This window comes from Thauera sp. 28 (genome assembly GCF_000310145.2).
GTDB classification, from domain to species: domain Bacteria; phylum Pseudomonadota; class Gammaproteobacteria; order Burkholderiales; family Rhodocyclaceae; genus Thauera; species Thauera mechernichensis.
On record NZ_AMXA01000007.1, the window covers coordinates 1 to 19,941 of the forward strand.

A 19,941-nucleotide genomic window follows, 5' to 3' on the forward strand; every position below is an offset into this window, starting at 1 on the left:
ACCAGGCCATCCTCGCTCAGCCCGAGGGCGCGGTGCAGGGCCAGATCCGGCTCACCGAGCAGGGCGAGGTGATCGGCGCCAAGTACGGCAACCCGGAAGTGGGCCGGCGCAACCTCGAGGTGCTGGTGGCCGCCACGCTCGAGACCAGCCTGCGCCCGGTCAGCGCCGCGCCCACCCCGGCGGCCTTCCTCGAGGCCATGCAGGCCTTGTCGGACGCCGCCTTCGCCGCCTACCGCGGCCTGGTCTACGAGACCGAGGGCTTCGAGCGCTACTTCTGGGAATCGACCGTGATCAGCGAGATCGCCGCGCTCAACATCGGCAGCCGCCCGGCCTCGCGCAAGAAGAGCACCGCCATCGAGGATCTGCGCGCCATCCCCTGGGTCTTCAGCTGGTCGCAGTGCCGGGTGATGCTGCCGGGCTGGTACGGCTTTGGCAGCGCGGTGCAGGCCTTGCTCGCCCGCCAGCCCGCGGACGGCCTGGCGCTGCTGCAGCGCATGAACCGCGAGTGGCCCTTCTTCCAGACCCTGCTGTCGAACATGGACATGGTGCTGGCCAAGACCGACCTCGCGATCGCCAGCCGCTACGCCGAGCTGGTCAAGGACGCCGCGCTGCGCGAGGCGATCTTCGGGCGCATCCGCGCCGAGCACCAGGCCACCGTCGAGGCGGTGCTCAAGATCACCGGCCAGGCCGCACTGCTCGACGGCAACCCACTGCTCAAGCGCTCGATCCGCAACCGCTTCCCCTACCTGGACCCGCTCAACCACGTCCAGGTCGAGCTGCTGCGCCGCCACCGCGAAGCCGCCGCCGCTGCCGGCAGCGACGAGCGCACCCGCAACGGCATCCATATCTCGATCAACGGCATCGCGGCGGGCTTGCGCAACAGCGGCTAGGGCGCAGCACAGGACGCGCGCCTATACACCAAGCGCCTGGCGGACCGCAGGCCACTGCCTGCGGCTGACCGCCAGGCGCTCGTCCACGCCCTTGAGCAGTACCGCCCAGTGGGCCTCGCCGTCCTGCTCACCGGCGCGCTCGACACCGAGCACCGCCGCACGCGCCACCAGGCAGTTGCGGTGCAAGCGCAGGAAGCGCTGGGGAAACTCCTCCTCGAGCTGGACCAGCGATTCGTCGAGCACGTAGTCGCGCTCTGCCGTGCGCGCTGTGACGTACTTGAGCTCGGCACGCAGGTAAAGCACATCGGCCACCGGCAGCAACAGGATGCGCCCACGCTCGCTGACGCTGAAGTGACGCCGCTCGCCCGGCGCCAGGCCGGCCAGCGTGGCGTCGGCTACACGCGCGGGCGGGCGCAGCTTGCCCAGCGCAGCAGCCAGGCGCTCGGCGCGCACGGGCTTGAGCAGGTAATCGACCGCCGCAAGGTCGAAGGCCTGGACCGCATACTGGTCGTAAGCAGTCACGAAGATAACCGCCGGCGGCTTGTCGAGGCGGCCCAGGTGGCGGGCAAGCTCCACCCCATCCATCACCGGCATGCGGATGTCGGCGAGGACGACGTCGGCCGGCTCGGCCTCCAGGATGCGCAAGGCCTCCACGCCATTGGCCGCCATGCCCACGACCCGGCTCGGCTGCCCCGCACCGATGTCGCCGAGCAGGTCGCGCAGGCGGCTGCGTGCAGGCGCTTCGTCATCGACAATCAGGACCCGCAGTGCGGGCGCTGCTCCGCCCCCCTCAGGCTTCATCGTTCCATGCTCCCAAAGCACCCCCGGTACGGTAAGGCAGTCGGATGCGCACGCGGTATCGCCTGCCATCGTCGTTGATCTCAAGCCCGGCCTCGAGGTCATAGAACAGCATCAGGCGCTCACGGATGTTGTCGAGTGCCATGCGATTGCCGGCATGGTGGCCACCTGCATCGCACACCGGGTTGTCGACCTCGAGCCTCAGCTCCTTGCCGTGGCGCGCCAGACGCACGACCACCTCACCGGCCTGGGCAGCGGGCTCGATGCCGTGATAAACCGCGTTCTCCAGCAGCGGCTGCAATAGCAGCGGCGGGACTCGCGCTTCGAGCAAGGCCTCGCGCCCGCCCTCACCTTCGCCAAGCTCCCAGCGCACATGCAGGCGCTCGCCCAGACGCAGGCGCTCGAGGTCGATATAGCGCTCGCACAGCGCCAGTTCGTCGCGCAGCGGCACCTGCTCGCGGTTGTCCTGCATCAGCGCACGAAACAGGTCTGCAAGCTCTTCGAGGGCGCGCTCGGCCCGACGGGGATCGGTCCGGATGACCCCAAGCACACCGTTGAGGCTGTTGAAGAAGAAATGTGGCCGGATGCGCGCGGTAAGCGCAAGCAGACGCGCCTCGGCAAGTGCGGGCGTATAGCGGCAGCGCACATAGTCGAGGTAAAGCAGGCACAGCATGGCGGCCAGTGCCGCCCACACCGCGCTGCGCGCGCCCTCGGCGACCACATCGCCGCCGACCAGCACCACCCCCGCAAGCGCCGCAGCAACAGCCAGGCCGACAACGGCGAACCACGCGCGACGCGCACCAGCGCGCAGCAATGCGGGTGCCACGCCATAGAGCAGCAGCACGGTGAGCAACAGCGGCAGCGCCACCTGCCCGGCCATCAAGACCAGCGCTGCCGGCAGCTCGGCGGGCTCATCGACACGCACGCCAACGGTGAGAACGACGAGCAGGCTCACCAGCACAAGCACGCGCAGGATGACGCCCAGATTGCGGAAATCCGGCAGGCGGGGCGGGCCAAGCCCGGCTGGCTTTTGCTTTATAATTTCCATCGTTCCCGAGCGCCGTGACCACGGCCTCACATCCACGCGCAGGGCCGGCTTCAATACGCCGGCCGATTCATTTCATCGGCACCATTATGACAGACACCACGACGCCGGCAGCCGGCGGCAACGAACCCGCCAAGGCCTGGTCCGGCCGCTTCACGGAGCCCGTCTCAGAACTCGTCAAGCGCTACACCGCCAGCGTGTTCTTCGACCAGCGCATGGCGACGCAGGACATCCGCGGCTCGCTCGCGCACGCCAGGATGCTCGCCCGCCAGGGCATCATCGGCGCCCAGGATCTCGCCGATATCGAGCGCGGAATGGCGCAGATCAAGGCCGAGATCGAGCGTGGCGAGTTCACCTGGAACCTCGACGACGAGGACGTGCACCTCAACATCGAGAAACGCCTTACCGCGCTCGTGGGCGACGCCGGCAAGCGCCTGCACACCGGCCGCAGCCGCAACGACCAGGTCGCCACCGACATCCGCCTGTGGCTGCGCGACGCGATCGACCAGATCCTGGCGCTGATCGCCGAGTTCCAGAAGAACCTGCTCGATGTCGCCGAGGCCAACGCCGACACACCGATGCCCGGCTTCACCCACCTGCAGGTGGCGCAGCCGGTTACCTTCGGCCACCACCTGATGGCGTATTACGAGATGAGCCGGCGCGACGCCGAGCGCTTTGCCGACTGCCGCAAGCGTACCAACCGCCTGCCGCTGGGCTCGGCCGCGCTCGCCGGCACCAGCTACCCGATCGACCGCGAGTTCGTGGCCGCGGAGCTGGGTTTCGACGAGGTCTGCTACAACTCGCTCGACGCCGTCAGCGACCGCGACTTCGCCATCGAGTTCTGCGCCGCATCGGCGTTGCTGATGACCCACCTGTCGCGCCTGTCCGAGGAGCTGATCCTGTGGATGAGCCCCCGCGTGGGCTTCATCGACCTCGCCGACCGCTTCTGCACCGGCAGTTCGATCATGCCGCAGAAGAAGAACCCCGACGTGCCCGAGCTCGTGCGCGGCAAGACCGGCCGCGTCAACGGCAGCCTGATCGCCTTGCTCACCCTGATGAAGGGCCAGCCCCTGGCTTACAACAAGGACAACCAGGAAGACAAGGAGCCGCTGTTCGACACCGCCGACACCGTCATCGACACCCTGCGCATCTATGCCGACATGATCACCGGCATCAAGGTCAAGGCCGACGCCATGCGCGGCGCGCTCTGCCAGGGCTATGCCACCGCCACCGACCTCGCCGACTACCTGGTCAAGAAGGGCCTGCCCTTCCGCGATGCGCACGAGGCCGTGGCGCTGGCGGTGCGCGCAGCCGATGTCAAGGGCTGCGACCTGCCGCAGTTCTCGCTCGACGAGCTGCGCATCGCCATGGCGCACGTGCCGGGCGCAGCCGAGCGCCTGGGCGAGGACGTGTTCGGCGTGCTTACGGTCGAGGGCTCGCTGGCCTCGCGCAAGCACATTGGCGGCACCGCACCGGAGCAGGTTCGCGCCGCCGTTGCACGCGCGCGCAACCGGCTCGGCTGAGTGCGCCGCAACTCGATGACGGCACACAAAGGCGCTGCGGCGCGGCGACGATGAACACGGCAACGGCTGAGTTCATCGGCAAGTACGAACTTCGCCGCCTCATCGGCCGCGGCGCCACCAGCAGCGTCCACCTGGCCTGGGATCCGTTCCGCCAGACCGAGGTCGCCATCAAGCGCCTGCGTCGCGAGATCGTGAGCGACCCGCAGCGTGGCCGCCTGCTACGCCAGCTGTTTCTCAACGAGGCCACCTTCGCAGGCAAGCTCAAGCACCCCCACATTGTCCGCATCCATGACGCCATGGTGGGCGACGACAGCGCCTGGCTGGTGATGGACTACATACCCGGCGGCACACTCGACGCCATCGCCACCCCAGGGACGCTCGCCCCCTTCGAGCGCGTCATAGAAATCGTCTTCAAGGCCACGCGCGCGCTCGACTACGCCTTTCACCAGGGCATCACCCATCGCGACATCAAGCCGGCCAACATCCTGCTGATGGAACCGGAGGGCACCGACATCCGCATCTCGGACTTCGGCGCCGCGCTGCACACGGCACGCGAGACCACCCAGATCTCCGGCGTCGGCTCGCCTGCCTACATGTCACCACAACAGGTGCGCGAGGTGCCGCTGGACCACCGCACCGACATCTATTCGCTCGGCGTGGTGATGTTCCAGTTGCTCACTGGTCGCCTGCCCTTCGAGCACGACAACAACTACAGCCTGCTCTACAGCATCGCCAACGATACGCCACCACTCCCCTCGGAGCTGCGCCCCGAGGTACCCGAAGCCCTCGATGCGATCGTGCGTCGCGCCACCGAAAAGGACATCGAGCGTCGCTACCAGGACTGGGCCGAGTTCTCGCACGACCTCGCGCTCGCATTCCGCAACCATGGCGTGCACCTGGCCGCAAACAGCGTCCCCGATGCAGAGAAGTTCGAGGCCCTGCGCGCGATCCACTTCTTCCGCCGCTTCTCGGATGCCGAACTGTGGGAGGTCATCGGCCTGTCGCGCTTCAGTCGTGCCCATAGCGGCACGGTGATTTTCAAGGAAGGGGAGCGCGGCGACGCCGTTTGTTTCGTGCTCGAAGGCGAGGCGCATGTGCGCAAGCACGGGCATCTGCTCAACGTGTTGAGCACCGGCGAGTGCTTCGGCGAGGTGGCGGTGTTCTCGGCGGCTGCCGGCATACGCTCGGCCTCGGTCGAAGCGACCACCGACACAGCGCTCATCACCATACGCGCAGCGGCCCTGCAACGCGCCAGCGACACCTGCCGCATGCATTTCTACCAGGGCTTCCTCGAGGTCCTCGCCACCCGCCTGTCCCAGGCCAGCGCACGCATCGCGAACCCATGAGCACACCGCCCCACCCCGCCCTGCCCGACATCGAACACGCAATCCGCAACGCGACCGGCAGTGCCTTCCACATCGCCGAACTGACACCAGCCAGAGGCGGTAGCACCCACCAGGCGATGACCGTCTACGGCACCGACGGCAGCCGCCACTTCGTCAAGGTCGGGCCCCGCGCCTGTGCAGCGATGTTCGCTGCCGAATCAGACGGCCTCGCCGCGATCGCAGCCAGCGCAACGTTCCGCACGCCTGCCGTCATTGCCCGTGGCGAGTCCGCCGAGCACGCCTTTGTCGTCCTCGAGCACCTCGACCTGCTGGCTGTGAGCTCTGCGGCCGACGGCGTCCGCTATGCCGAAGCGCTGGCTGCCCTCCATCACACGACGGGCGACAGCTTCGGCTGGCGATGCGACAACTTCCTCGGCCGCAGCGCCCAGCGCAACACGCCAAATGCGAACTGGGCCCAGTTCTTCATCGAACAGCGCCTGCGCCCCCAGTTCGCCCTTGCGCGCGAGCGCGGCTTCGTCGGCGAGCTGCAGAAGCAGGGAGAACGCCTGCTCCCACGCGTGCCCGCACTCTTCCTCGACTACCGTCCACGCGAGAGCCTCGTCCACGGCGACCTCTGGCACGGCAACGCAGCCCTGCTCGCAGACGGCACGCCGGTTGCGTACGACCCCGCGGTGCACTTCGGCGACCGCGAGTCGGATATCGCCATGAGCGAGCTTTTCGGCGGCTTCCCGTCGAGCTTCTATGCGCGCTACCGCCAGGCTTGGCCGCTGCACGAGGACTACGAGCAGCGCAAGCTGCTGTACAGCCTGTATCACATGCTCAACCACCTCAACCTCTTCGGGCGCGGCTACCTGGGCGAAGCGCTGAGGCTTGCGACCAAGCTCAACCAGGAACTGTCGCTGCGCCGGGATTGAGGACAGGCGTCAAAGTGCGCCGCGCATCACGCCTCGCTGCGAAAGGCCTTGTTGAGCAGATGAACTGCCAGCAATCCTGGCGGCATGCGCAGCCAGTGGCTGCGCACGAAGGCCATCCAGCGCGCAAATCGGACGGACGATGTGGTGCACGAGGGGTGATCGGGCAGAAGAGCGCGGCGCAGCATCCAGTCACGGAGCGCGCCGACGCCGCGCCACGACCGCGCTCGAACGACTTGTGCCAGCTCGACCTCAGGCACAGCGGTATGGAACACCCGCGCACAATGCTGAAGCGCATCGTTCAGCGGCTGCTCCAGCCCAGTCTCGAAAGCCCTGCGCCGCAAGACCGTCCAGAACGCCGGCACATCGCCAAAATGCGTCAGCAGACGATGCAGGTCGTAGAGGTCGCGCAAGCCCTTGTGGAACTCATTGAAGAACAAGTGCGCGGCCGAGTGCAGGACCATGTCTTCCGGCGCCAGCACCCTGAACATGCCCAGCCTGTCGGACTCCAGACCGTTCAGGGGCTGCGCGCGCTCGAGCAGCACATTTGCGTCAGGCACGACACCGGAGGTCGGCGGTACGATCGTGTGGTGCACGTCGAGCACAGTGCCGCGTGATTTGTGTTCAAGCGGCGGAATCTCATGCATCCAGCGCCTGTAGTAGCGCTGGTCATAATCGTTGACGATCTGCGGAATCCAGCCCGCATCGAGCAAGGCGTACTCGACCGTGGTGATCGCGGCATGCGGCACCATGATATCAACGTCATTGAATACGCGGCCTTCCGCCGCCGGATAGTCCGCGAGGGCGTAAGCGGCTCCCTTCAGCAACACCACAGGAACGTCAAGCTTGCGCAGGGCACGCGCGATGTGAAGCACCTCCCAGCGCACGGCCTCGCGATGGCGCATGGACAGTTGCCAGGCTAGATCAAGGTGGCGGCGCGCCGCCTGAGGCGCAAAATGGAGCGCGGCGGCACACGAAAGGCGCGCATGCAACTGACCGAGCATTTCGGCATTTCTGGCCTGTCCGATCAGAACCGACCACGCCGCCGCATCGAGGCCGGCCACCCGCCCAGGCTCGGCAAGCACAGCGGCAATCAGGCTCGTGTCGAGCACGCCGACCCCGCTCATGAGCGATCCGCCGCGGTAAGGCGGTCGATCTCGGGGAGTATCTGCGTCAGACTGCCATAGCCAGCGCGAAAGGTCTCGCTACGCTCGATCAAGCCGGCCAATGCGTCGAAGGCAGAGGCGCCAAGGAAGCCATAGTTGAAGGCGTGGCGCACCATCTCCATGAAAGCGTGCGCCTTGCCGACCGGCTCGACGCTGAGCTGACCGCCGCGCGTGAAGCGAGGAAAAACCAACCAAGCCGGCAGCGCCATCTCCGCTCTCCGCGCCACACTATCGGCAGGCGGGCGCATATGCGCGACGGCGCCCTTGGTCGTATCGGCACATACTGCGCTGAGCTCGACCTCATCGCCAAGACCGCGCACGACCTCGATAGATTCATTCTTGAGGCTGATCGGTCGCGCCACCGGCCGCACACGCCCGGACGACAACTCGAGCAAGGCCAACTCGTCCGACAGCAGGCGCCAGCCCGCATGCACGAGGCCTGCACACAAGGTGCTCTTGCCCGATCCCGGATCAGCAGACAACAGAAGGGCGCGCCCGTCACGCTCGAGAACAGCGGCATGCAGGACGAGATGGTCGTGAGCGTGGGTGGAGATCACCCAGTTGAGCCCCCACTCGAGCATCGGAAAAGCCTGATGACGCGGCAGAGGCTTGAAAGGCGCACGACCATCGCAGTAGAAGCCGACCTGCGGCCGCAGGAAACGCCGAGCCAGGCCTGGCGGACGGACTTCGACCTCGAAATCGACAAAGCCCCCCTCTGGCATAAGGGGGAAGTCTCGATAGAGACGCTGCAAGCCCTCGACGATCTCTGCGCTTCGCGTACGCAATCGGACCACGAAAGGGCCACATGGCAACAATAGCCCGGCGCCCGCCAGCCTTTGCTGCAATTCAACCCGGGAAAGCGCTCCGAGCGTCAATCCCGGCCCCGGAGCGCCGCAAGTCGCAACAATGCGTCCGCCAGCGCGGACTCAGCCTCGCCACCAACCGCTGCCGCGGACCAACCCTCGGCACTCGCGGCGTCAAGCAGAAGCGCCTCGGCTGCACCAGGCAGCATTACGGTCTCGGCACTGCGTGGCGAAAACAGCACCACACCGTCAGCCCAGGCATGCCAGCGCACTTCCGGGTTCAAAAAGAAGGTGGTCATCTATACCTGAGGGAAACTGCACGCCCGTGCGCACGGCCCGCGATACCGCCCCGGTCTGGCGGGCCGCGGTCAATCAGTACTTCTGAGTCCAGTCCTTCTCACCTGTGGTAACGCCGTTGAAGCACCACAACTCGCCAGACTTGTCATACACATCCAGATGGCTCTTGAGCGCATTGAGCGCGCTGCAAGGACTGGGACTCGACAACGCAGTCTGCAGTGCAGCGATCACCGCGCCCGGGGTCTGGTAGCCTGGCGCAGGATAGCGATCACCATAGAAGGACGCATTCAGCAAGCCTGCGATCACATGGAACAGACTGGCCGAGAGCGAAGTACAACCCTTGAGCTTGCTCATCGCAAGTTCGGAGTCCGCGACCTTGTTGCTGCCAGGCCCCAGATCGATCAGCCTGCGGTTGGAGGTTGTCTTGAAAAGCGTGACCCCGAACACTGAATTGAAGGTCTTGTAGGGACCATAGTGCGCGGGAATGATGTCGGTATCGCCCCACTTGATGATCCCGTGCGGGCTGCGCCACCAGAACCCAGGGCTGCAGCCGCATGACGACACCTCGCCATGCCGAGACATTGCCGCCGACACCGACTCCGAGCCACACTGGCCGAAGCCGGTACCGAGCGCCGAGCGGGAACTCAGCGACATCAGCACACCCGCGCCGGCAAGACCGGCCGTAGTCAGCTTGCGTCGCTTGGGATCGGACACGGATTCGACCTGGCCGGAAGCTTCCGCACCAGGATCTGAGGGTTTGTTCGGCGTATTCATCAAGTATCTCCGTCAGCGCACCGCACCGTATCACAGCTCGCCAGTCGCGAGCGTGAACAACGGCACGGATTCGAATGCTGTCATTCCTGCGCTTTTCGAAAGACGTAAAGCAAGATTCACGCCCACCCCTGCAAACAACTGAACAACAAGAACAAATTACCCTGCTGTTGCTACACCCTGCGACCAGAGCAGCGAGAGTGTCAAAAAAACCGACACTGCGAGCAACGCCATGCCTCGACGACTCAGGCGGCGTCGGACACACCTGCATCCTTGAGCATCTGCTGCAGCTCGCCGCTCTCGTACATCTCGCGCATGATGTCGCTGCCGCCGACGAACTCGCCCTTGATGTAAAGCTGCGGGATGGTAGGCCAGTTGGAGAAATCCTTGATGCCCTGGCGGATCTCGGCGTCGGCGAGCACGTTAACCGCCAGCACCTCGCGCACGCCACAGGCCTTCAGGATCTGCACCGCGGTGGACGAAAAGCCGCACTGCGGGAACTGGGGCGAACCCTTCATGTAAAGCACCACGTCGTTGGTGGCGACCTGTTCGCGGATGACGTCCTGGATGTCCATGGAAAAACCTGCAAAAGTTGAGTTAAACAGTCGGAAATTCTAGGGATGGCCCTGGAAGGCGTCAAGCCGGACGCACAAAGCCGGTCGCAGACGCACCCGGTGCTCAGCCCCTGCCCAGCCAGCGCCCACCGGAGACGCGCTCGATTCCGGCCAGATCCCTCCAGGACGCAATCTGCGCGAAGCCCGCATCCGCCAGCAAGCCCCGCGCCGCGGAAGCCTGGTCATAGCCGTGCTCGAGGAAGAGCCAGCCGCCCGGCACGAGACGCGCTGGCGCCCCGGCGACGATCTCGGCGAGGTCGTCCAGCCCCTGCGGGCCGGCAGCCAGCGCGCTGCGCGGCTCGAAGCGCACGTCGCCCTGCTCGAGGTGCGGATCCGCCGCGGCAATGTAGGGCGGATTGGAGACGATGAGCTCGAAGCGCTCGTCCCCCAACGCACCGAACCAATCGCTCTGCACGAAGGACACGCTCGCGCCCAGGCGGGCGGCATTGGCCATCGCCACCCACAAGGCCTCGCGCGAACGGTCGAGGGCGACGACATCCGCCCCGTCGAGCTCGAGCGCAAGCGTGACGGCCAGCGCACCGCTCCCCGTACCCATGTCAAGTACGCGCACGCCGCGCTGTCCGGCGAAGTGCGCCAGCGCCAGCTCGACCAACAATTCGGTGTCCGGACGCGGGATCAGCACCGCGGGCGTGACCAGGAACTCGCGACCGTAGAATTCGCGACTGCCTGTCAGGTAGGCCACCGGTTCGCCCGCGCAGCGGCGCTCGACGAGCGCACGGTACTCCGCCCAATCGGCAGCCTCGAGACGCTGCTCGGGCCAAGCCACCAGGCGCGCCGCAGGGCATTGCAACACATGGCGCAGCAGCACTCGCGCATCGAGCATATCGATGCGCGCGCGCGCCCAGGCGAGCGCACCAGCGATATCGACACCGGCCACCGGCACCCCCGAACGCTCCTCGCCCATCAGTCGTCCGCCAGCGCTGCGAGCAGCGCCGCCTGGTGCTCCAGCGTCAGCGCAGCGACGATCTCGTCGAGTTCGCCCTGCATCACCGCATCGAGCTTGTAGAGGGTGAGGTTGATGCGATGATCGGTGACACGCCCCTGAGGAAAATTGTAGGTGCGGATGCGTTCAGAGCGGTCGCCACTTCCGACCAGGCTCTTGCGCTGCGCAGCCTCGGCGCTCTGCTGCGCACGCACCTTGGCGTCATACAGACGCGCCGCCAGCACAGCCATCGCCTGCGCCTTGTTGCGGTGCTGCGAACGGTCGTCCTGGCACTCGACGACAATCCCGGTCGGCAGATGGGTGATACGCACCGCCGAATCGGTCTTGTTGATGTGCTGGCCGCCCGCGCCAGAGGCACGGAAGGTGTCGATGCGCAGGTCTGCAGGATTGATGTCGACGGCCTCGACCTCGTCCGCCTCAGGCAGCACCGCCACTGTGCACGCCGAGGTGTGAATCCGCCCCTGCGTCTCGGTGACCGGGATGCGTTGCACGCGATGACCGCCGGATTCGAACTTGAGTCTGGAATACGCCCCCGCGCCGACCACGCGCGCGATGACCTCCTTGTACCCCCCCAAGTCAGACTCGCTCGCCGACACGATCTCCACTCTCCAGCGCTGGCGCTCTGCGTAGCGTGTGTACATGCGCAGCAGGTCGCCAGCGAACAAGGCGGCCTCATCGCCACCCGTACCCGCACGGATCTCGAGGAAGAGGTTGCGCTCGTCGTTGGGGTCGCGCGGCAACAAGGCGCGCTGCAACTCGCCATCGAGTTCGCCGATGCGCGCCAGCCCAGCCTCCAACTCCAGCTCGCCAAGCTCGCGCATCTCGGGCTCGGCGATCAGCTCGCGCGCGGTAGCGCAGTCCGCTTCAGCCTGAAGGTAGTCGCGATACAGCGCAACCACCGGCTCGATCTCTGCACGCTCGCGCGAAAGCTCGCGAAAGACGTTCATGTCACGCGCAGCATCTTCTGCCGCGAGCGCACGGTCGAGCTCCTCGAGCCGGCTGGCAAGGTGTTCGAGTTTGTCGCGGATGCTCTGCTTCATCGTGATGAGCGACATGCGCCTGCACCGCCCCTGCGGGCGGCCCGGCGTATGCCGATGGGCCTAGTGTTGATCGCGATGGAGGTCGCGGGGCAGGCTGAAAAGATCGCGCACGACGCGGCCGGCTTCGGCCTTGTGCTCGCCTTCAGCCTGGTTGAGGAAACGGGTGGGCCCGTGCATGAGCTTGTTGGTCAGACCCTGCGACAGCGCATCGAGCACCTTGTGTGGATCCTCACCCTTGGCAAGCAGGCGCATGGCACGTTCGAGCTCGCTGCGGCGCAAGGACTCCGCATGGTCGCGCAGCGCGCGGATCACCGGCACCGCGTCACGATTGGCCATCCAGCTGAGGAAACCGTCGACACGCGTGTCGATGATCTGCTCGGCCTCGATCACCGCCTGCTGGCGCGACTCCATCCCGGCCTCGACGACCTGGGCGAGGTCGTCGACGGTGTACAGGAAGATGTCATCGAGCCCGGCAATCTCGGGCTCGATGTCGCGCGGCACGGCGAGATCGACCATCACCATCGGGCGGTGGCGGCGCGCCTTGACCGCGCGCTCGACCATGCCCAGGCCGACGATCGGCAAGGGCGCGGCCGTACAGGACACGACCACGTCGAAGCGCGGCAGCGCGTCGGCAATCTGCTCGATGCGCATGGTCTGGGCGCCAAAGCGCGAAGCCAGCGCACGCGCGCGCTCCTCGGTGCGATTGGCCACGGTCATGGACTTGGGCTTTGCCCCGCCGAAATGCGCAGCGCAGAGCTCGATCATCTCGCCTGCGCCGATGAACAGCACATGCTGGTCGGACACCCGCTCGAAGATGCGCTCGGTCAGGTGCACGGCGGCGGCGGCCATCGACACCGTGTTGGCCCCGATCGCGGTGGTCGAGCGCACCTCCTTGGCCACCGCAAAAGTGTTCTGGAACAGCTTGTGCAGCAGCACGCCCATGGTGCCCGCCTCTTCGGCGTGGCGCGCGGCATCCTTGACCTGGCCGAGGATCTGCGGCTCGCCGATGACCATGGAATCGAGCCCGCTGGCGACGCGAAAGACGTGGCGAATGGCGTCGCGCTGCGGGTAGGAATACAGGTAGGGCGACACTTCCGGCAAGGGCACGCTGTGAAAGCGCGCCAGCCAGTCGGCCGCGTGCTGAGGCTGCTCGGCCGCGAAGTAGAGCTCGGTGCGGTTGCAGGTCGACAGGATCGCCGCCTCGCGCACCGAATCGGCATGCGTCAGATCGTGCAGAGCCTGATCCAGCCGCTCGGGCTGGAACGCCACGCGCTCACGGATGGCGAGCGGCGCGGTGTGATGGTTCAGGCCAAGGGCGAAGAGTTGCATGCGGAAACCGGGTTTTCGGGCGTGGCGCATTATAGCACCGCGAAACAAGCGTAAAACTTGAGCAGAATCAGCCACTTCTGACCCGAAATTCCAGCCCGGAAAGCAAACGGGCCGACACAAGTGTCGGCCCGTCCTGGGAATCGTGGTGGCCAGTCGCGGAATCGAACCACGGACACGCGGATTTTCAATCCGCTGCTCTACCAACTGAGCTAACTGGCCAACGAGGACGCCATTATAGTGAAATCTTTTCCGATGTCAAAGCCTAATTCAATGCAAATGCGCGACGTGCTGGATGCACGCTCGAGGGAAGACCTCGAGCGCGGCACAAGGCCTCAACCCAGCGGATCATGATCGCCCTGCACGATCGGTGGCGGCTGCAGATTGCTGCGCGGGAAAACCACCCGCGCCAGCGTGCCCTGCCCGGCCGGATTGGCATCCAGCGTCACCGTGGCGCGATGCAACTCGGCAATCTCGCGCACGATCGGCAAGCCCAGGCCGGAGCCATCCACGCCGCTGCCGAGCACACGGTAGAAGCGCTCGAACACGCGCTCGCGGTCGACATCGGGGATTCCCGGTCCGGTGTCCTCCACCTCCAGGATCGGCGATCCCGCAAAGCGGGTGCGCGCCGTCACCCGTCCGCCGTGCGGGGTGTACTTGACCGCGTTGTCGACAAGGTTCTTGACCATCTCACGCAGCAGGACGGGGTTACCCTCGATCACCAGTTCGGTGTCGCCGGCCTCGACGCCGAGGTCGATCTGCTTGACCTGAGCGCGCGGGTAAAGCTCGAGCGCCACCTCCCGCACCACTGCATCGAGACTGACCGGCTCCACGGTATAGAGCTTCTCGAAGCTTGCCTCGGCGCGCGCCAGCGACAAAAGCTGGTTGATCAAGTGGGCAGCGCGGTCGGTACTTTCTGCAATACGCGTGAGCGACTCCCGCAACTGCACGGGGTCGGTCTCGTGCAGCGCAAGATCGGCCTGCATCTTCAGGCCGGTCAGTGGCGTGCGCATCTGGTGCGCTGCGTCAGCAATGAAGCGTTGCTGTGCCTGCAGGTTCTCTTCGAGGCGGACCATCATGTCGTTGAAGGCGACGATCAAGGGACGAACCTCTTCCGGGACGCTGCCGGGCGCGACCGGAGACAGGTCGGTCGGCCGGCGGCGCCGGATCAGGCTCTGCAGCCGGTTGAGCGGCGCAATGCCGCGACTGAGGCCGACCCAGACGAGGATCACCGCGAGCGGGATGATCGCGAACTGAGGCAACAGCACCCCCGTGACCACTCGCGAGGCCAGATCCGTACGCTTGTTGCGCGTTTCAGCCACCTGCACTACCACAAGCAGCTCGGGCCGCGCGGGATCAAGGCGCAGGAAGCGGTAGGCGATACGCACATCTTCGCCGTGGATCAGCTCGTCACGAAAGAAGATCTGCTCGCCGTCGATGGAAACGGGCAAGGGAGCCGGGAGGATCTCGGGGTCGCCGCTGACGGTCACGCCACGCCAATCCGCCACCTGGTAATAAACCGCGTCGTCCTGATCGGCACGAAACAAAGCGCGCGGTGGCGCCGGAAAGTTGACAACGGCACGCCCCTCATCGATGACGACGAAGCGCGCCAACGCCCTCACACTGTCGGCGAGCGCGAGGTCGTAGGGCTGATTGGCGATACTGTCCGCCACGTTATGGGTGACGATGATGGAGATCGGCCACAGGAAAAGCAGCGGCGCGAGCATCCAGTCGAGGATCTCACCGAAAAGCGAGTTTGGGGGCGCAGTCTTGCGCGCCGCCCCCGCCTTCTCAGGCTTTCGCCGCAGGGGCAGCATCGGGGTTTTCCAGACAGTACCCCAGACCGCGCACGGTCACGATGCGCACGCCGCTGTCCTCGAGCTTCTTGCGCAGGCGGTGCACATACACTTCGATTGCATTGCTCGACACCTCCTCGCCCCAGCCGCACAGGTGGTCGACGAGCTGGTCCTTGCTCACCAGGCGACCGACCCGCAGCAGGAAGACCTCGAGCAAGCCGATTTCGCGCGCCGACAGGTCGATCATCTGACCGCCGACCTTCACCACGCGATCGGCCTGGTCGTAGCTGAGCTGGCCGATCTCGATGCAGCGCGGCTGCCCGGTACCGCGCCGCGTCAGCGCGCGCACGCGCGCCTCGAGCTCGGGCAGGGCGAATGGCTTGGTAAGGTAGTCGTCGGCACCGGCGTCGAGTCCGCGCACACGATCATCGACACCGTCCTGGGCCGTCAGGATCAGCACCGGCTGCGCCGATTTGCGCGCCCGCAGGCGTTTTAGGACGTCGATGCCGTTCATGCGCGGCAGACCAAGGTCGAGGATCAGCAGGTCATAGCCCTGGGTGGAAACCGCCGCATCGGCCTCGGCGCCGTCGGCCACATGGTCCACTGCATAGCCGCCACGCCGCAACGCGCGACAGATGCCATCGGCAATCACCGGGTCGTCTTCAGCCAGCAGAATCCGCATAGTGTCCAGGCTGTAAGTGATTTGTAAGCGGACCTTCATACAGTTGGCCCGCTGTTCTCCTTTTGCTCGGCCTTGGGAGCCGCCAGCGCTAGCGCGCTGGCGGCTCCGGGGAGCGGGCGGCCACTGCGCCAGCTCACTCCCCGCCGACCTTTCTCCCTACCAAACCTATGGATTATCCCACGCTTCGCGCGGCTTCGTGCGCGGCGATGCATGCTCGCGCCTGCGTCTTCGGCCCTGCGTAAACGCAGACGGCCCCGCCTGAGCGGAGCCGTCTGCGTTACTGCGGGCGCGACCCGGGCATGCCGGGTCGCAGGCAGGCACTTACATGCCCATGCCCATGCCGCCCATGCCACCCATGCCGCCCATGTCGGGCATGCCACCGGCCGGCTTGTCTTCTGCCAGCTCGCCGACCATGCAGTCGGTGGTCAGCATCAGGCCAGCGACGGACGCGGCGTTCTGCAGCGCGGTGCGGGTGACCTTGGTCGGGTCCAGCACGCCCATCTCGACCATGTCGCCGTACTCGCCGGTGGCGGCGTTGAAGCCGTAGTTGCCCGAACCCTCGACCACCTTGTTCACCACCACGCTCGGCTCGTCACCAGCGTTGGCGACGATCTCGCGCAGCGGCTGCTCCATCGCGCGCAGCACGATCTTGATGCCGGCGTCCTGGTCGTGATTGTCGCCCTTCAGCTCGCCCAGTGCAGCACGGGCGCGCAGCAGCGCCACACCGCCGCCGGGGACGATGCCCTCTTCCACTGCAGCGCGGGTGGCGTGCAGGGCGTCTTCGACGCGGGCCTTCTTCTCCTTCATCTCGACTTCGGTGGCAGCGCCGACCTTGATCACCGCAACACCACCCGCCAGCTTGGCGACGCGCTCCTGCAGCTTCTCGCGGTCGTAGTCCGAGGTCGCTTCCTCGATCTGCACGCGGATCTGCTTGACGCGGGCTTCGATGCGCTCGGCCTGGCCGGCGCCGTCGATGATGATGGTGTTTTCCTTGCCGATCTCGATGCGGGAGGCCTGGCCGAGGTCGTCCAGGGTGGCCTTCTCGAGGGTCAGGCCGACTTCTTCGGCGATGACCTGACCGCCGGTGAGGATGGCGATGTCTTCCAGCATGGCCTTGCGACGGTCGCCGAAGCCCGGAGCCTTGACGGCGCAGGTCTTGAGGATGCCGCGGATGTTGTTCACCACCAGGGTGGCCAGGGCTTCGCCCTCGACGTCTTCGGCGATGATCAGCAGCGGACGACCGGCCTTGGCAACCTGCTCGAGCACCGGCAGCAGGTCACGGATGTTGGAGATCTTCTTGTCGAAGAGCAGGACGAAGGGCTGCTCGAGAATGGCAACCTGCTTGTCCGGGTTGTTGATGAAGTAGGGCGACAGGTAGCCGCGGTCGAACTGCATGCCCTCGACGACGTCGAGCTCGTTCTGCAGCGACTTGCCGTCCTCGACGGTGATCACGCCTTCCTTGCCGACCTTGTCCATGGCGCGGGCAATGATGTCGCCGATGTCGCTGTCGGAGTTGGCCGAGATCGAGCCGACCTGGGCGATTTCCTTGTTGGTCGAGCACGGCTTCGACAGCTTCTTCAGCTCTTCGATGGTGGCCACGACAGCCTTGTCGATGCCGCGCTTGAGGTCCATCGGGTTCATGCCGGCGGCGACGTACTTCATGCCTTCGCGCACGATCGACTGGGCCAGCACGGTGGCGGTGGTGGTGCCGTCACCAGCGATGTCCGAGGTCTTGGAAGCAACTTCCTTGACCATCTGTGCGCCCAAGTTCTCGAACTTGTCCTTCAGCTCGATTTCCTTGGCGACGGAGACGCCGTCCTTGGTCACGGTGGGGGCGCCGAAGGAGCGCTCGAGCACCACGTTGCGACCCTTCGGGCCCAGGGTCACCTTGACCGCGTTGGCCAGGATGTTGATGCCGGCGACCATGCGCTCGCGGGCGGAATCACCAAACTTGACTTCTTTAGCTGCCATTCTTCAGAACTCCTGAATTGTTTCGATTAGCGTTGCAGGGGCTTGCAGGAGGCTCAGGCCTCGACCACGCCCATGATGTCTTCCTCGCGCATCACGAGGAGTTCTTCGCCTTCGACCTTCACGGTCTGGCCGGCATACTTGCCGAACAGCACCTTGTCGCCCACCTTGACGGCCATCGGACGCACCTTGCCGTCGTCCAGGATCTTGCCGTTGCCGACAGCCAGGACTTCGCCCTGATCGGGCTTCTCGCCGGCGCTGTCCGGGATCACGATGCCGCTGGCGGTCTTGCGCTCGGCTTCCAGACGCTTGACGATCACGCGATCGTGCAGGGGACGAATCTTCATCGAGTTCTCTCCTTGTTACGGTTCAACTGTTTGGGTTGATTGATCCGCGGGTAAAGCCCGCGGGTGAATCTGCAGTGGCTTGAGCGCCAACGGGGCGACTGATCGCCGCCACGTGTTAGCACTCACCGCCAACGAGTGCTAATAATAGGGACGGCCCAAATGGATTTCAAGGGTGGGAGGCCGAAACTATTTGTTCGGCAGCATCGCTCATGCGGCGCAGGCTGCCTGCCTCAACACCAGAACTCGACCAGCACAGCATTGTTCAGCACTCGGGGAAGCTCACCGCTAGGCCGCCGCGCGAGGTCTCCTTGTACTTGTCGAGCATGTCGCGACCGGTATCGCGCATGGTGCGGATCGCCTGATCGAGCGAGACCGTGTGTGCGCCGTCGCCGCGCAGGGCAAGTTGGGCGGCGTTGATGGCCTTCACCGAGGCCATCGCGTTGCGCTCGATGCAGGGCACCTGCACAAGACCGCCGACCGGGTCGCAGGTCAGGCCGAGGTTGTGCTCGAGGCCGATCTCGGCCGCATTCTCGACCTGCTCGGGGCTGCCGCCCAGCACCTCGGTCAAGCCTGCAGCAGCCATCGCACAGGCCGAACCCACCTCGCCCTGGCAGCCGACCTCCGCGCCCGAGATCGAGGCGTTCGTCTTGCAAAGCACGCCCACGGCCGCCGCCGCAAGCAGGAAGTCCTCCACGTCGCGCGTACTGCTGCCCGGCATGAACTTCATGTAGTAGTGCAGCACGGCAGGGATGATGCCAGCTGCTCCGTTGGTAGGCGCGGTAACCACGCGACCACCGCCGGCATTTTCCTCATTGACTGCCAGCGCGAACAGATTGACCCAGTCGAGCGCTGCCATCGTGTCGCTGATCAGGTTGCGGCCCGCCGCCCGTGCGCTGAGCTTGCGATGCAGGTCCGGAGCGCGGCGCCGCACATTGAGCCCGCCTGGCAACACGCCCTCATGGCGCATGCCCCGTGCCACGCAGGCCTGCATCACCGCCCAGATGCGCTGCAGTGCCTGCCGCGTATCATCCTCGTTGCGCCAGGCGCCCTCGTTGGCAAACATCAGCTGACTGATGCGCAGACCATGGCGGCGACACTGCGCGAGCAACTCGGACGCGGTGGCGAAAGGGTAAGGCAGCGCCAGCTCCTCCGCGGCCAAGTCACCTGCCTGGGCTTGCGCCTCGTCGATCACAAAGCCGCCACCGACTGAGTAATAGGTGTTCTCATGCAGGAGGCCGGCCTCGCCGTAGGCCGCCAGGCGCATCGCGTTCGGGTGGTAGGGCAAGCTCACGGGTAGCAAGCGCATGTCGCGCGCCCAGTCGAATGCCAGCTCTCCCCCACCGGGCAACGGCAATACGCCATCGATACGTACGGCATCCACCGCATCAACCAGGAAATCGGGATCAACCTCGTCCGGGCGAGCCCCCATGAGGCCTGCAACCACGGCCCGGTCGGTGCCATGACCGACACCCGTCGCCGACAGGGAACCGTAGAGTTTCACCTCGATCCGCGTCACCGCATCCACCAGCCCACGGCCCCCGAGCGCTGCGACGAAATCGTGGGCGGCACGCATGGGGCCGACGGTGTGCGAACTGGACGGGCCGATACCCACCTTGAAAAGGTCGAGGACACTGATGGACATGGTGAAACTCCG

Annotated in this window: 19 protein-coding genes and 1 tRNA gene; 4 read left to right on the top strand and 16 right to left on the bottom strand. The window is 65.8% G+C overall.

What is annotated here, in order from left to right; all coding sequences use genetic code 11:
* Window positions 1–890: phosphoenolpyruvate carboxylase (locus C662_RS07255; RefSeq protein ID WP_002926752.1), on the top strand; the 890-nt coding region annotated here is incomplete at its 5' end.
* A gap of 21 nt (window positions 891–911) precedes the next feature.
* On the opposite strand, the gene C662_RS07260 is transcribed toward C662_RS07255, so the two are convergent.
* Both C662_RS07260 and C662_RS07265 read right to left on the bottom strand, forming a co-directional pair.
* Window positions 912–1,691 carry a LytR/AlgR family response regulator transcription factor gene (locus C662_RS07260; protein ID WP_002926753.1) on the bottom strand — a complete coding sequence of 260 codons (780 nt, stop codon included), beginning with the start codon at window positions 1,689–1,691 and terminating at the stop codon, window positions 912–914.
* Window positions 1,681–2,736 carry a sensor histidine kinase gene (locus tag C662_RS07265; protein ID WP_002926756.1) on the bottom strand — a complete coding sequence of 352 codons (1,056 nt, stop codon included), beginning with the start codon at window positions 2,734–2,736 and terminating at the stop codon, window positions 1,681–1,683. The genes C662_RS07260 and C662_RS07265 overlap by 11 nt, the downstream gene beginning before the upstream one ends.
* 86 nt (window positions 2,737–2,822) lie before the next feature.
* On the opposite strand from C662_RS07265, the gene argH reads away from it, so the two are divergent.
* From argH to C662_RS07280, 3 genes are read left to right on the top strand one after another with little or no spacing between them, the layout of a single operon-like run.
* Window positions 2,823–4,256, top strand: coding sequence for an argininosuccinate lyase (gene argH, locus C662_RS07270; protein ID WP_002926758.1), 1,434 nt, complete (start codon window positions 2,823–2,825; stop codon window positions 4,254–4,256).
* 50 nt (window positions 4,257–4,306) lie between these two features.
* Window positions 4,307–5,602 (top strand): serine/threonine protein kinase, encoded by a 1,296-nt coding sequence (locus C662_RS07275; protein WP_002926761.1) that lies wholly within the window; start codon window positions 4,307–4,309, stop codon window positions 5,600–5,602.
* Window positions 5,599–6,516 (top strand): fructosamine kinase family protein, encoded by a 918-nt coding sequence (locus C662_RS07280; RefSeq protein WP_002926763.1) that lies wholly within the window; start codon window positions 5,599–5,601, stop codon window positions 6,514–6,516. The genes C662_RS07275 and C662_RS07280 overlap by 4 nt, the downstream gene beginning before the upstream one ends.
* Before the next feature lie 26 nt (window positions 6,517–6,542).
* On the opposite strand, the gene C662_RS07285 is transcribed toward C662_RS07280, so the two are convergent.
* From C662_RS07285 to C662_RS07350, 14 genes are all read right to left on the bottom strand, one after another.
* A complete protein-coding gene (locus tag C662_RS07285; RefSeq protein WP_002926765.1) occupies window positions 6,543–7,640 on the bottom strand; it encodes a nucleotidyltransferase domain-containing protein in 1,098 nt (365 codons plus the stop codon).
* Entirely contained in the window at window positions 7,637–8,554 is a 918-nt protein-coding gene (locus C662_RS07290; RefSeq protein ID WP_037983054.1) for an HprK-related kinase A, read from the bottom strand. Before C662_RS07290 ends, C662_RS07285 begins: the two co-directional genes overlap by 4 nt.
* Window positions 8,551–8,781 carry a hypothetical protein gene (locus C662_RS07295; RefSeq protein ID WP_002926771.1) on the bottom strand — a complete coding sequence of 77 codons (231 nt, stop codon included), beginning with the start codon at window positions 8,779–8,781 and terminating at the stop codon, window positions 8,551–8,553. Before C662_RS07295 ends, C662_RS07290 begins: the two co-directional genes overlap by 4 nt.
* Window positions 8,782–8,854: 73 nt before the next feature.
* Window positions 8,855–9,553, bottom strand: coding sequence for a hypothetical protein (locus C662_RS07300; protein ID WP_002926773.1), 699 nt, complete (start codon window positions 9,551–9,553; stop codon window positions 8,855–8,857).
* 242 nt (window positions 9,554–9,795) lie between these two features.
* Window positions 9,796–10,125 (bottom strand): Grx4 family monothiol glutaredoxin, encoded by a 330-nt coding sequence (gene grxD / locus C662_RS07305; RefSeq protein ID WP_002926774.1) that lies wholly within the window; start codon window positions 10,123–10,125, stop codon window positions 9,796–9,798.
* Window positions 10,126–10,228: 103 nt separating this feature from the next.
* A complete protein-coding gene (prmC, locus tag C662_RS07310; protein WP_002926775.1) occupies window positions 10,229–11,089 on the bottom strand; it encodes a peptide chain release factor N(5)-glutamine methyltransferase in 861 nt (286 codons plus the stop codon).
* Window positions 11,089–12,168, bottom strand: coding sequence for a peptide chain release factor 1 (gene prfA, locus C662_RS07315; RefSeq protein WP_002926776.1), 1,080 nt, complete (start codon window positions 12,166–12,168; stop codon window positions 11,089–11,091). Before prfA ends, prmC begins: the two co-directional genes overlap by 1 nt.
* A gap of 60 nt (window positions 12,169–12,228) precedes the next feature.
* Window positions 12,229–13,497 (bottom strand): glutamyl-tRNA reductase, encoded by a 1,269-nt coding sequence (gene hemA / locus C662_RS07320; protein ID WP_002926778.1) that lies wholly within the window; start codon window positions 13,495–13,497, stop codon window positions 12,229–12,231.
* A 143-nt stretch (window positions 13,498–13,640) separates the two neighbouring features.
* A tRNA-Phe gene (locus C662_RS07325) sits at window positions 13,641–13,716 on the bottom strand.
* A gap of 113 nt (window positions 13,717–13,829) precedes the next feature.
* The gene (locus C662_RS07330) at window positions 13,830–15,311 is read right to left on the bottom strand and encodes a sensor histidine kinase (protein WP_002926780.1); all 1,482 of its coding nucleotides are present in this window, start codon (window positions 15,309–15,311) and stop codon (window positions 13,830–13,832) included.
* A complete protein-coding gene (locus C662_RS07335; RefSeq protein WP_002926782.1) occupies window positions 15,286–15,972 on the bottom strand; it encodes a response regulator transcription factor in 687 nt (228 codons plus the stop codon). The genes C662_RS07330 and C662_RS07335 overlap by 26 nt, the downstream gene beginning before the upstream one ends.
* Before the next feature lie 321 nt (window positions 15,973–16,293).
* Window positions 16,294–17,943: a chaperonin GroEL gene (gene groL / locus C662_RS07340; RefSeq protein WP_002926784.1), complete on the bottom strand. Its 1,650-nt coding sequence runs from the start codon at window positions 17,941–17,943 to the stop codon at window positions 16,294–16,296.
* Between the two features lie 53 nt (window positions 17,944–17,996).
* Window positions 17,997–18,287 (bottom strand): co-chaperone GroES, encoded by a 291-nt coding sequence (gene groES / locus C662_RS07345; RefSeq protein WP_002926786.1) that lies wholly within the window; start codon window positions 18,285–18,287, stop codon window positions 17,997–17,999.
* Between the two features lie 262 nt (window positions 18,288–18,549).
* The gene (locus C662_RS07350) at window positions 18,550–19,929 is read right to left on the bottom strand and encodes an L-serine ammonia-lyase (protein WP_002926788.1); all 1,380 of its coding nucleotides are present in this window, start codon (window positions 19,927–19,929) and stop codon (window positions 18,550–18,552) included.
* Window positions 19,930–19,941: the final 12 nt, after the last annotated feature.

Excerpts from the sequence above, each read along its gene's own strand:
- C662_RS07260 (WP_002926753.1), bottom strand. The coding sequence starts at position 1,691 with ATGAAGCCTGAGGGGGGCGGAGCAGCGCCCGCACTGCGGGTCCTGATT.
- C662_RS07265 (WP_002926756.1), bottom strand. The coding sequence starts at position 2,736 with ATGGAAATTATAAAGCAAAAGCCAGCCGGGCTTGGCCCGCCCCGCCTG.
- argH (WP_002926758.1), top strand. The coding sequence starts at position 2,823 with ATGACAGACACCACGACGCCGGCAGCCGGCGGCAACGAACCCGCCAAG.
- C662_RS07275 (WP_002926761.1), top strand. The coding sequence starts at position 4,307 with ATGAACACGGCAACGGCTGAGTTCATCGGCAAGTACGAACTTCGCCGC.
- C662_RS07280 (WP_002926763.1), top strand. The coding sequence starts at position 5,599 with ATGAGCACACCGCCCCACCCCGCCCTGCCCGACATCGAACACGCAATC.
- C662_RS07285 (WP_002926765.1), bottom strand. The coding sequence starts at position 7,640 with ATGAGCGGGGTCGGCGTGCTCGACACGAGCCTGATTGCCGCTGTGCTT.
- C662_RS07295 (WP_002926771.1), bottom strand. The coding sequence starts at position 8,781 with ATGACCACCTTCTTTTTGAACCCGGAAGTGCGCTGGCATGCCTGGGCT.
- C662_RS07300 (WP_002926773.1), bottom strand. The coding sequence starts at position 9,553 with ATGAATACGCCGAACAAACCCTCAGATCCTGGTGCGGAAGCTTCCGGC.
- grxD (WP_002926774.1), bottom strand. The coding sequence starts at position 10,125 with ATGGACATCCAGGACGTCATCCGCGAACAGGTCGCCACCAACGACGTG.
- prmC (WP_002926775.1), bottom strand. The coding sequence starts at position 11,089 with ATGGGCGAGGAGCGTTCGGGGGTGCCGGTGGCCGGTGTCGATATCGCT.
- prfA (WP_002926776.1), bottom strand. The coding sequence starts at position 12,168 with ATGAAGCAGAGCATCCGCGACAAACTCGAACACCTTGCCAGCCGGCTC.
- hemA (WP_002926778.1), bottom strand. The coding sequence starts at position 13,497 with ATGCAACTCTTCGCCCTTGGCCTGAACCATCACACCGCGCCGCTCGCC.
- C662_RS07330 (WP_002926780.1), bottom strand. The coding sequence starts at position 15,311 with ATGCTGCCCCTGCGGCGAAAGCCTGAGAAGGCGGGGGCGGCGCGCAAG.
- C662_RS07335 (WP_002926782.1), bottom strand. The coding sequence starts at position 15,972 with ATGCGGATTCTGCTGGCTGAAGACGACCCGGTGATTGCCGATGGCATC.
- groL (WP_002926784.1), bottom strand. The coding sequence starts at position 17,943 with ATGGCAGCTAAAGAAGTCAAGTTTGGTGATTCCGCCCGCGAGCGCATG.
- groES (WP_002926786.1), bottom strand. The coding sequence starts at position 18,287 with ATGAAGATTCGTCCCCTGCACGATCGCGTGATCGTCAAGCGTCTGGAA.
- C662_RS07350 (WP_002926788.1), bottom strand. The coding sequence starts at position 19,929 with ATGTCCATCAGTGTCCTCGACCTTTTCAAGGTGGGTATCGGCCCGTCC.